The organism is Aeromonas sp. R1-1 (genome assembly GCF_040908495.1).
Classification (GTDB): Bacteria; Pseudomonadota; Gammaproteobacteria; order Enterobacterales; family Aeromonadaceae; genus Aeromonas; species Aeromonas veronii.
The window spans coordinates 1-9,630 of record NZ_JBFODV010000223.1 but is presented as its reverse complement, the minus strand read 5'-3'; the positions used below and the strand labels follow the sequence as shown (position 1 = coordinate 9,630).

The 9,630-nt window shown below is 61.1% G+C and carries 11 protein-coding genes and 1 pseudogene; 6 read left to right on the top strand and 6 right to left on the bottom strand.

The features are described 5' to 3' along the window. A pseudogene (locus AB5Y92_RS15095) lies at nucleotides 1–307 on the bottom strand (polyphosphate kinase 2); the annotation flags it as partial. Nucleotides 308–435: 128 nt separating this feature from the next. On the opposite strand from AB5Y92_RS15095, the gene AB5Y92_RS15090 reads away from it, so the two are divergent. Continuing rightward, complete coding sequence (locus AB5Y92_RS15090) at nucleotides 436–1,236, top strand: alpha/beta fold hydrolase (protein WP_368227057.1); 801 nt, start codon at nucleotides 436–438, stop codon at nucleotides 1,234–1,236. 114 nt (nucleotides 1,237–1,350) lie between these two features. Here the strand turns inward: AB5Y92_RS15090 and AB5Y92_RS15085 are convergent, their stop codons facing one another. The 3 genes from AB5Y92_RS15085 to AB5Y92_RS15075 are packed head-to-tail and all read right to left on the bottom strand — an operon-like array spanning nucleotide 1,351 to nucleotide 3,522. Continuing rightward, nucleotides 1,351–2,157 carry a MipA/OmpV family protein gene (locus AB5Y92_RS15085; RefSeq protein WP_257687979.1) on the bottom strand — a complete coding sequence of 269 codons (807 nt, stop codon included), beginning with the start codon at nucleotides 2,155–2,157 and terminating at the stop codon, nucleotides 1,351–1,353. A gap of 35 nt (nucleotides 2,158–2,192) precedes the next feature. Then, nucleotides 2,193–3,263 carry an AI-2E family transporter gene (locus tag AB5Y92_RS15080; protein WP_064339944.1) on the bottom strand — a complete coding sequence of 357 codons (1,071 nt, stop codon included), beginning with the start codon at nucleotides 3,261–3,263 and terminating at the stop codon, nucleotides 2,193–2,195. A 25-nt stretch (nucleotides 3,264–3,288) separates the two neighbouring features. Continuing rightward, nucleotides 3,289–3,522 (bottom strand): sulfurtransferase TusA family protein, encoded by a 234-nt coding sequence (locus tag AB5Y92_RS15075; RefSeq protein WP_139462173.1) that lies wholly within the window; start codon nucleotides 3,520–3,522, stop codon nucleotides 3,289–3,291. Nucleotides 3,523–3,643: 121 nt separating this feature from the next. On the opposite strand from AB5Y92_RS15075, the gene AB5Y92_RS15070 reads away from it, so the two are divergent. Then, on the top strand, nucleotides 3,644–5,098 hold the full coding sequence (locus AB5Y92_RS15070) for a M48 family metalloprotease (protein WP_005333848.1): 1,455 nt from the start codon (nucleotides 3,644–3,646) through the stop codon (nucleotides 5,096–5,098). An 89-nt stretch (nucleotides 5,099–5,187) separates the two neighbouring features. On the opposite strand, the gene AB5Y92_RS15065 is transcribed toward AB5Y92_RS15070, so the two are convergent. After that, nucleotides 5,188–5,670 carry a TlpA family protein disulfide reductase gene (locus AB5Y92_RS15065; RefSeq protein WP_368227056.1) on the bottom strand — a complete coding sequence of 161 codons (483 nt, stop codon included), beginning with the start codon at nucleotides 5,668–5,670 and terminating at the stop codon, nucleotides 5,188–5,190. 60 nt (nucleotides 5,671–5,730) lie between these two features. On the opposite strand from AB5Y92_RS15065, the gene arsC reads away from it, so the two are divergent. Next, entirely contained in the window at nucleotides 5,731–6,081 is a 351-nt protein-coding gene (arsC, locus tag AB5Y92_RS15060) for an arsenate reductase (glutaredoxin) (protein WP_139747411.1), read from the top strand. Continuing rightward, the gene (locus AB5Y92_RS15055; protein WP_005352922.1) at nucleotides 6,078–6,461 is read left to right on the top strand and encodes a DUF2069 domain-containing protein; all 384 of its coding nucleotides are present in this window, start codon (nucleotides 6,078–6,080) and stop codon (nucleotides 6,459–6,461) included. Before arsC ends, AB5Y92_RS15055 begins: the two co-directional genes overlap by 4 nt. 56 nt (nucleotides 6,462–6,517) lie before the next feature. Here AB5Y92_RS15055 and AB5Y92_RS15050 read toward each other — a convergent pair whose 3' ends face one another. Continuing rightward, the gene (locus tag AB5Y92_RS15050; RefSeq protein ID WP_257696969.1) at nucleotides 6,518–7,126 is read right to left on the bottom strand and encodes an ACP phosphodiesterase; all 609 of its coding nucleotides are present in this window, start codon (nucleotides 7,124–7,126) and stop codon (nucleotides 6,518–6,520) included. 390 nt (nucleotides 7,127–7,516) lie between these two features. Between AB5Y92_RS15050 and AB5Y92_RS15045 the strand changes: the two genes are divergently transcribed. Continuing rightward, nucleotides 7,517–8,296: an ABC transporter substrate-binding protein gene (locus AB5Y92_RS15045; RefSeq protein WP_026034932.1), complete on the top strand. Its 780-nt coding sequence runs from the start codon at nucleotides 7,517–7,519 to the stop codon at nucleotides 8,294–8,296. Nucleotides 8,297–8,362: 66 nt separating this feature from the next. Continuing rightward, the gene (gene iadA / locus AB5Y92_RS15040; RefSeq protein ID WP_368227055.1) at nucleotides 8,363–9,493 is read left to right on the top strand and encodes a beta-aspartyl-peptidase; all 1,131 of its coding nucleotides are present in this window, start codon (nucleotides 8,363–8,365) and stop codon (nucleotides 9,491–9,493) included. The last annotated feature ends 137 nt before the right edge of the window (nucleotides 9,494–9,630 follow it).

Genomic DNA, 9,630 nt, shown 5'->3' with positions numbered 1-9,630 from the left:
GCACCATTTCGCCAGCGGCGGGCAGGTGGGCCACATAACGCTGAAAGTACCACTGGGAGCGCTCCCGATCGGAGGGGGCGGGCAGCGCCGTGACCCGGCAGACCCGGGGGTTGAGCGGTTCGGTAATCGCCTTGATGACGCCCCCTTTACCGGCGGCGTCCCGTCCTTCGAACAGCACCACCACCTTCAGTCCCTCCTGCTTGACCCACTCCTGCAGCTTGACCAGCTCCTCCTGCAGATGGGCAAGGTGGTGCTCGTAGCACTTCTTGTCCAGACGTGGCCGCTTCTTGCTCTTCTCCTTCGCCATGGGCTTCTCCTTTTGGCATCCTTTCATGGGTGACTTCTTTGAGTCACTGCCAGCTTGCACCAGGGAGGCGTCACCTGCCAAGGGGGACGTGATACACTGCCCGCCCATCGCTGGCAACAGGAGATAACATGAAGCATTTTATGGAGATAGCGGGCCGCCGGATGGCCTATCTGGATGAAGGGCAAGGGCCGGTACTGCTGTTTGGCCACAGCTATCTGTGGGACAGCGCCATGTGGGCGCCGCAAATCGAGGCGCTCAAGGGCAGCTATCGCTGCATCGTTCCCGAGCTGTGGGGCCACGGTGATTCCGACCTGCTCCCCGAAGGTGGCTGCACCCTGGCGACTCTGGCGCGGGATCACCTGGCGCTGCTCGATGCCCTCGGCATTGAGGAGTTCGTACTGGTGGGCCTCTCCATCGGCGGCATGTGGGGTGTGGAGCTGGCGCGCATGGTGCCAAACCGCCTCAAGGGTCTGGTGCTGATGGACAGTTTTGTCGGCCTGGAACCGCAGATCACCTGCGAGCGCTACCTCGGCATGCTCGCTGCGATCGAGCAGCTTGGTTCAATTCCTGCCCCCATCATCGAACAGGTGGCGCCTATCTTCTTTGCCAGCCAGCCTGATGAGGCGCTGATGAGTGGTTTCAAGGCGCGTCTGGCCGCTTGGCCAAACGAGAAGATTGCCGCCATGGTGGCGGTGGGCCGCAGCTTTGTGACCCGCGAAGATCGTATCGAGTGGCTGGAGGAGATCACCACTCCCGCGCTGGTGATGACCGGCTGCGAGGACAAGGCCCGTCCGGTGCTGGAGGGCTATCTGATGGCCGAGGTGCTGGGTTGCCCGTTCAGGGAGATCCCGATGGCTGGCCACATCTCGTCGCTGGAAAATCCGGCCTTCGTCAATCAGCAGCTGACCGAGTTTCTGGCGGCGCTGTAAGCCTGAATTGGCAGCTTGAGCAGGCTGTACTACCAGCCTGATGATGGTCGTGAAAAAGGGAGCTGAGGGCTCCCTTTTGTTTGGTCGTGTCTCACGGTTCAAGACTCATAACTGTTACCAGATATAGCCCAGCGCAAAACCCGCATAGAGCTCGCCATCGTGCTGGACGATGGGGCTGTTTTTGATGTCCCGATCATACCATTCGTAGTTCATGGCAAACATGCCAATCCAGTTGGGGCTGAAGCGGTAACTGGTGATGAGGGCCGCCATCGGGGATAGGGTGGTACCGGTATCCCAGGCGGGCCGCAGGGCGGTTGCCTCGCTCTCGGAGATGCCGCCGAAGTAGTAGTTGGCCATCTTGTCGCTGCGCAGCATCAGCCCCATCCCCGGCATGATCAGCAGGTTGTCACGCAGGATGGGGAAATCGGCCCACAGCAGCAGCTCCTGCCCCTTGCTGCGGCCGGTGACATCGCTGTTGGCCCGCACGGTCAGCAGGGCGTAGGGGGTGATGATGTTGCCACCGATCCCGCCTTCCAGCTGCCATTTTCGCTGCTCCATACCACTGAAAGCGGGCGAGTCCTCGGGATCCAGATTGCCAAAACGGACCCGGCCATAGCCGTACAGGGCGATCTTCTCATCCTTGTGGAAGTAGTAGCGGGCCCGATCCCCCAGAAACATGAATTGGTCGCCGAAGTAGATAAAGCCGGGGATGGCGTAGAGGGCGTTGTCCTGCGCTTCATAACGGGCCTGTCCCCCGATGAGCGCCGCACCGGCGACAAAGCCCTGTGGCACCGGGCTGGTAGGGCTGTCGCTGGTGAGCAGATCCATGGCGCCAAGATCGATATCGGCACGCGCTGGCATGGCGGCAGCGAGGAGCAGGGCCGTCAGCCCTGCCGCTCTGATTTGACGAAAAAAGGTCATGGACACTCCGTTGTCACGATTGCAGGGGAAGCAGGTTATTTTGCGGCACTGGGCATCTCTTCACGTTTTGGCCAGGCATTGATCACCGCCTTGACCAGGGTGGCGAGGGGAATGGCGAAGAAGACTCCCCAGAATCCCCACAAGCCGCCGAAGACCAGCACGGCGATGATGATGGCCACCGGGTGGAGGTTGACTGCCTCCGAGAAAAGCACCGGCACCAGCAGGTTGCCATCGAGGGCCTGAATGACCAGATAGGCCACCATCAGCCAGGCGAATTCGGGGGTGAGCCCCCACTGGAACAGGGCGACCATGGCTACCGGTACGGTCACCACGGCGGCGCCGATATAGGGGATCAGCACAGAGAAGCCGACCGCGACCGCCAGCAGCACCGAGTAGCGCAGTCCCATCAGGGCGAAGGGAACATAGGTGGCGATGCCGACGATGAGGATCTCGATCACCTTGCCGCGGATGTAGTTGATGATCTGGTTGTTCATCTCGACCCACACCCGGTTGACCAGGGTGCGGTTGCGCGGCAGGAAGCGGCGCAGGCTGCCCATCAGTACCCGCTTGTCTTTGAGCATAAAGAAGACCATCAGCGGCACCAGAATGAGGTAGATCATGATGGCGACCACGTTGACCAGCGAACTGAGGGAGGCGCTTACCAGATGCTCGCCGCCACTGAGGATGCGCTGGCGAATATTGTCGATGACGGTCTCCACCAGACTGACGTCGATGAGCTCGGGGTATTTGTCAGGCAGGGTGCGCACATAATCCTGAGCGTGGGTCAGCATGGCCGGCGCCTCTTTGGCCAGATTGATCCCCTGACTGACCAGCGTCGGGATAAGACCCAGCAAGGAGGCGACTGCTACCGCAATAAAGAGGATCAGAATGACGCTGGTGGCCAGGGTGCGCGACAGCCCCGCTTTTTGCAGCCGGGCGACCGGCCACTCCAGCAGATAGGCCATTACCAGCGCCACCAGCAGGGGGGCCAGCAGATCGCCAAACAGCCAGATGATGGCAAAGCAGAACACCAGCAACAGGAAAAGGGTAACGGCATCGGGATCGGAAAAACGGGTCTGATACCAGCGCTTCAATACTTCTAACATGACTGCATCCTTACATCACTGGGGCTCAAGATGGTTGTTTCGCCCCGACAACCAACTGCAAAGAGAGGGTTTTGTCCGCTTCTTGCTGCATCTCGACATGGTGGCCCTGACGGTGCAGATAGGCCGGAATATCCTGCCGGGAGCCCGCATCGGCCAGCCGGATGGTGACGGTTTGACCGCTTTTGGCCCCCCTTAACCAGAGCTTGAGCCGGATCAGTGGCTCGGGGCAACGCCAGGGGGTCAGGTCGAGAATTTCCATGGGGGCTCCATCAGGCAGGTGGCCGCTATTATGGCCGTGATAAGAGCATGAAACAACGCTTGTAGCCCTTGATGGGCAAGGGTATTCTGCCGAGGCCCTTTCTGATGGAGATAGAGATAACGTGGCACGTTTTTCCCCCCTGATGGCATCGCTTCCCCTGCTGGCTTCCCTGATGGGCGCCACGTTTCATGCCGAGGCCAACAATCAGCTTCCCGACATCGGCACGGCCGGGGTTGCTGCCCTGCCCATCGAGCAGGAAGTGCGTTACGGCAACGCTTTTATGCGCTTTGCCCGTGCGGGTCTGCCGATCATCGATGATCCGGTGCTGAGCCAGTACATTGATGATCTGGGTCAGCGATTGCTGACCAACGCCGATGGGGTGCGTTTCCCGTTTACCTTCTTCCTCATCAATGATCCCAGCATCAACGCGGCCGCCTTCCTCGGCGGGCGAGTCAAGGTGCACACTGGTCTATTCCTCTACGCCGACAGCGAGAGCGAACTGGCCTCGGTACTGGCCCACGAAATCACCCACGTGACCCAGCGCCATATCGCCCGTTATATGGAGGCGCAGGCGAGCAGCTCGGCGGTGACCCTGGCCGGTCTGGTGGGCTCCATCGCGCTGGCGGTGATCAACCCGACCGCCGGTATCGCAGCGCTGCAGACTACGCTGGGTCTCTCCATGCAGTCGGCCATCAACTACACCCGCGACAACGAATATGAAGCGGATCGCATCGGCATGAAGACGCTTTATGATGCCGGTTTCGACCCCATGGGGATGGCCAATTTCTTCCAGAAACTGGCTGCCGAATACCGTTACGCCAGCAAGCCGCCGGAAATGCTGCTCACTCACCCGCTGCCGGAGACCCGGATCAGCGAGGCCCGCGCTCGGGCGGGTAGCTATGGCCGCCGTGACTTGCCGCCCAGCCTCGACTTCTGGCTGGCCAAGGTGCGGATTCAGGTGCGTTTTGGTACCGATACCCCGCAGGGGCTGCTGAGCTACTTCGATAGCCGGATCCAGAAGGGGGATTACCCGCTCAAGGATGCCGCCATCTATGGCAAGGCGCTGGCGCTGATCCAGCTCAAGCGCACCGACGAGGCGGATACCCTGATGCAGGAGCTGGCGGCCCGTCATCCGGAAGATCTCTTTATCGTCGATGCCCAGACCGACATCGATCTGGCCAAGGGGCGCAGTGCTCAGGCCATCGCGCGCCTCGAGAAGTTCCGCAGCCGGATGCCGGATAACGAAGTGGTGGTGGTCAACCTCGGCAACGCCTACCTCGAGAGCGGCAACTACAAGAAGTCCATCGCCATCCTCGACCCCTATGCCCGTGCGCATGAGGAGAACAATCTGGCCTGGAACCTGCTGGCCGATGCCTATCGCAAGGCGGGCAGAATGACCGAGCTACATATGGCGCGGGCCGAGATGCTCGCGCTGCGCGGGGATTATCAGGCTGCCATCGACGAGCTGATCGTGGCGCGCGGTACCACCAGCGACCGGATGACCCTGGCTCGTCTGGAGGCGCGCATCACCGAGCTGGAGCGGGCCAAGAAGGATCTCGACAGCCTCAAGGGCTAACGAAACATATCAAACAAGGGCGCACTATGGTGCGCCCTTGTGTTTATGGCGGTGGCGTTGATGTGGGGGACGGTGATAGCAGCGATGGGCTAGTGACTCAGGCTGCTGGCGGTCGCCTTGAGCATCTCGATCTGCTGCTGGTCGAGCTCGCCGACCAGCGTCTGCTTGAGCTTGCCCTCGCTATCGAGCAGATAGCTGGTGGGCAGGCCGCTTGGGCGAGGGAAGGGGAGCCTGGCATCTTCATTGGCAATAAGGAGCGGCACCTTGATGTGATACTGCGCAGCCAGCTTGTTCAGCTCTGCTGGCGTGGTCGGGTCGTAGTTGATGGCCACCACTGTGATCTGGCCCTCCGCTGCCAGCCCGTTGAGGCGCGGCATCTCCCGCAGGCAGGGGGCGCACCAGGGGGCGAAGTAGTTGATCAGCATCGGCTTGCCGGCAAAGTGGCGCAGGCTGACCGACTGCCCTGTTGCATCGGTAAATTCGGGGGCGGGTGTGCAGGCGCCCAGCAGGCCAGCCACAATCAGCCAACAAATTCGTTTCAATTCCTTTCCACTGCCGCTTACCCTGACCATCACTTTCCCCTACAATAGCGCCGTTTCTAGTCCCATCTTGCGATTAATCAGGGAGTTACCATGAGCGAGACCCAAATCTACCACAATCCGCGCTGCTCCAAGAGTCGCGAAACCCTGGCCCTGCTGGAACAGCACGGGATCGCCCCTGATGTGGTGCTCTATCTGGAGCAGGCCCCGAGCGAAGATGAGATCCGCAACCTGCTCTCTCTGCTCGGTTTTAGCGATCCCCGCCAGCTGATGCGCACCAAGGAGGACCTCTACAAGGAGCTGGGATTGGACGATGTCAGCGGTGATGCCCTTATTCGCGCCATGCACCAGCATCCCAAGCTGATCGAGCGCCCAATTGTCATCAAGAATGGTCAGGCCCGCATTGGTCGCCCGCCGGAGCAGGTGCTGGAGATCCTCAAGTGAGCACCCGCTTCGCACGTTGGCTGACTCTGGTCGGCTTCTTCGGTCTGCTGTGCTGGGTCATCCTCTGGCATCTGTGGCTGTCGCCCCATCCGGACCTCAACCCCTGGCTGCTGCCGGTGATCTGGACGGTGCCGCTGCTCTTCCCTCTCAAGGGAATCGTGCAGGGCAACCCCTACACCCACGCCTGGGGCAACTTCGTGTTGATGCCCTATTTCCTGCACGCCCTCACCCTGATCACCACGGATGAGGGGGAGCGGTGGCTGGCGGTGGTGGAGCTGGTCTTCACCACTCTCGCCTTTGTCGGCACCATCTATTACGCCCGACTGCGTGGTCGGGAGCTGGGCTTAAGCATTCGCAAAAAGAAAGACGAAGCCAACTGATGACAAACGCCCCGCAAGGGGCGTTTTTTATGGGGAAGCAGCTCTATCCAGAGGGGTCACTGTGCCCCTTGGGCTGTCCGATATTGGGCCAGTTGCTGCTGGCTAAAGTCCATCAGCGCGGGATAGAAGCGCAGAAATCCCGCCTCGCATGTTTGCCACTGCGACTCATCGAGGGTCAGCAGCGCCTCTCCCAGTTGTACCGGGCGGCGCAGTCGGCGACCTATGCCATTTAGCGCTTGCCCCAGCCCCTCCCTGTGGCGGTAGGAGGCGATCCAGTTCTGCTCGGCCATCCGTTTGAGGGGGAGTGGCAGTCCGTCCGGCAGGCGTGGGTGATCCGCCAATAGCTGCTCATAACTGCGTTGCAGGAAGCGGGGCAGGGGCTCGGTGCTGAACAGTCCCCAGTGCAGGCTCAGCCAGTGGTCGTAGATCATATCCACCACTATGGCGCCAAAGCGGCGCCAGGGGGCCTCGAAACAGGCGACGGCCGCCTTGTGCTCGGGGTGGCTGTCGGTGAAAGCGTCAATTTTGCGGTGCAGCCAGATCCCCTCATCGAAGTGGGCGGCAAGCCCCGTGGGCAGCGTGCCTTTGACGAAATCGCCGAGCAGATTGCCGGTGAGGGAGCTTCCGGTGTGGGCAGCCAGATGGAGATGGGCCAGAAAATTCATCGGTCGCTGTGTGTCTGTTATGGGATGGCAAGGTGCTTCGAGCCTAACGGATCCCGCCTGCCTTGACCATGATCGGGATTTTGCTACTGCCTGGCGGCTGCCTCTTGCCGGGCAAAATTCGGGCGTGCTAAGGTGATTGCCATCTTTGTCACAGGACGCGACAAACCACCATGATGCGCAAAGCCAGAGGCTTTTTTCTGGCCTTCTACTTCAAGCCTTTCTATCTCTCCGAGTGGTTCGGCGAATAGATCGAACCCCTGGAGCAGTTCACTGACGCCCGCTCGGGCGTGATCTCGCTCATCCAGATTTTGCCGTTTTTGGTCATCGCATGCATTCGCCTGCGGTGCCTTGTCCGCGCTTGTGCGCTTTTTATGTAATGGAGTACACATGATGAAGATCAGACTGACCCTCTCAGCCCTGTTTGTTGCCAGCCTGCTGGCTACCCCCGCCATGGCCAAGGAGTGGAAAACCGTGCGCTTCGGGGTGGAGGGGGCCTACCCGCCCTTCTCCTGGACCGATGCGTCGGGCGAGATCAAGGGGTTTGATATCGATCTCGCCAACGCCCTGTGTCAGCAGATGGCGGTCAAGTGCGAGCTGGTGGCGCAGGATTGGGACGGCATGATCCCGGCCCTGCTGTCGCGCAAATACGACGCCATCATTGCCGCCATGTCGATCACCGACGAGCGGCGCCAGAAGGTCGATTTCACCGAGAAATATGCCCATATTCCCAATCGCTTTGTGGCGGCCAAGGGGACCGAGCTGACGCTGACCCCGGAAGGCATGGCGGGCAAGCGCATCGGGGTGCAGCGTGCCACCACCCACGACAAGTACCTGACCGACAATTTTGGCTCGAATGTCACCATAGTCCGCTACGGCAATGCCGATGAGGCCTATCTCGATCTGAAAGCGGGTCGGGTGCTGGCCCTGCTGGCCGATGCCTCTGCCATCGAGCAGGGGCTCCTTGGCAAAGAGGGGGGCGACAAGTTCGACTATGTGGGGCCTGCCCTGACCGATCGCCAGTGGTTTGGTGATGGGATGGGGATCGCCGTGCGCAAGAGTGATAAGGAGCTCAAGGGCAAGCTGGACGAGGCGATCAAGGCCCTGCGTGCCAATGGTACCTATCAGCAGATCAACCAGAAGTACTTCAAGTACGATATATATGGTGGTTGACGGGGGGAGGGAGCTTGCTCCCTCTCTTTTCATTGGACAAGCGACAATCGTGCAAGGAGGATCGCCATGTTGACCCTGATCGAGGGAGCCGAGATCTTCAGCCCCACCCACCTTGGCCAGCAGGATCTGCTGGTGGCTGATGGCCGTATCGCCTGGATGGGCCAGGGGTTGACGGTGCCCGCAAACTGGCCGCTGCACAGGGCCGATGGCCGTGGCCGCTATCTGGTGCCCGGGTTGGTGGATCCGCTGGCCCATATCACCGGCGGCGGCGGTGAGGGGGGCTTTGCCTTTCGCACCCCTGAGCTGGCGGCGAGCGAGGCGCTCAAGGCCGGCGTCACTACCCTGGTGGCGGCGCTTGGCACCGACAGCCTGACCCGCACTCCCGCGCAGGTGCTCGGCAAGGTGCGCGAGTTTCGCGCCGCCGGGGTGAGCGCCTTTATGTATACCGGCTCCTACCATCTGCCGGTCAAGACCCTGACCGGCACGGTGGAGTCGGACATAATCCTGATCCCCGAGGTATTGGGGGTGGGGGAGGTAGCCATCAGTGACCACAGATCCAGTGCGCCGACCCACGATGAGCTGGCCAGACTTGCCAGCGAGGCGCGGGTGACAGGGCTGCTTGCGGGCAAGAGCGGGGTCAGCTTCTTCCATGTCGGGGATGGCAAGGGGGCATTGGCGCCCCTGAGGGCCCTGCGCGATGAGACCGACATTCCGCTGCGCCAACTCTATCCCACTCACTGCAACCGCAACCCCTGGCTCTTTGCCGAGGCCATCGAGTGGGGCAAGGCGGGAGGTTGGGTCGACCTCACCACCTCAAGCTTTCCCGATCTGCTGGAGGATGGCGAGCGGCTTGCCGCCGATGCGCTCGTCGAGCTGCTGGCCGCCGGTGTGCCTGCCGATCGCATCACCTTCAGCTCGGATGCCAACGCCAGCCTGCCGCGCTTTGATGGCGAAGGGCGGCTAATCGAGATGCGCTGCGGCCAGATTGCCAGCCTGTGGCAGCAGTGCGTGCGCGCGATCCGGCTTGGTGTCTCGCTGGAGAGGGCGTTGGCCGTGGTGACAAGCAATCCGGCGCAGGCGCTGGGGCTTGGCAGCAAGGGGCGTATCGGGGTTGGGCAGGATGCGGATCTGCTGCTGGTGCACGACCGGACGTTTGCTATCGAACGGGTGATGAGTGGCGGCCAGTGGCGCGAATAAGGCTGCGGGCAATATCGCAGCCAGTGCGAGTGCGTGGTTGCTCCTGTCTAGTCCTGAAATAGGTTTACACATTTTCAACTAGCATTTCTCTACTCAGAACCCCCTATGTACCGCATCGGGGGTTCTGTATTTCAACG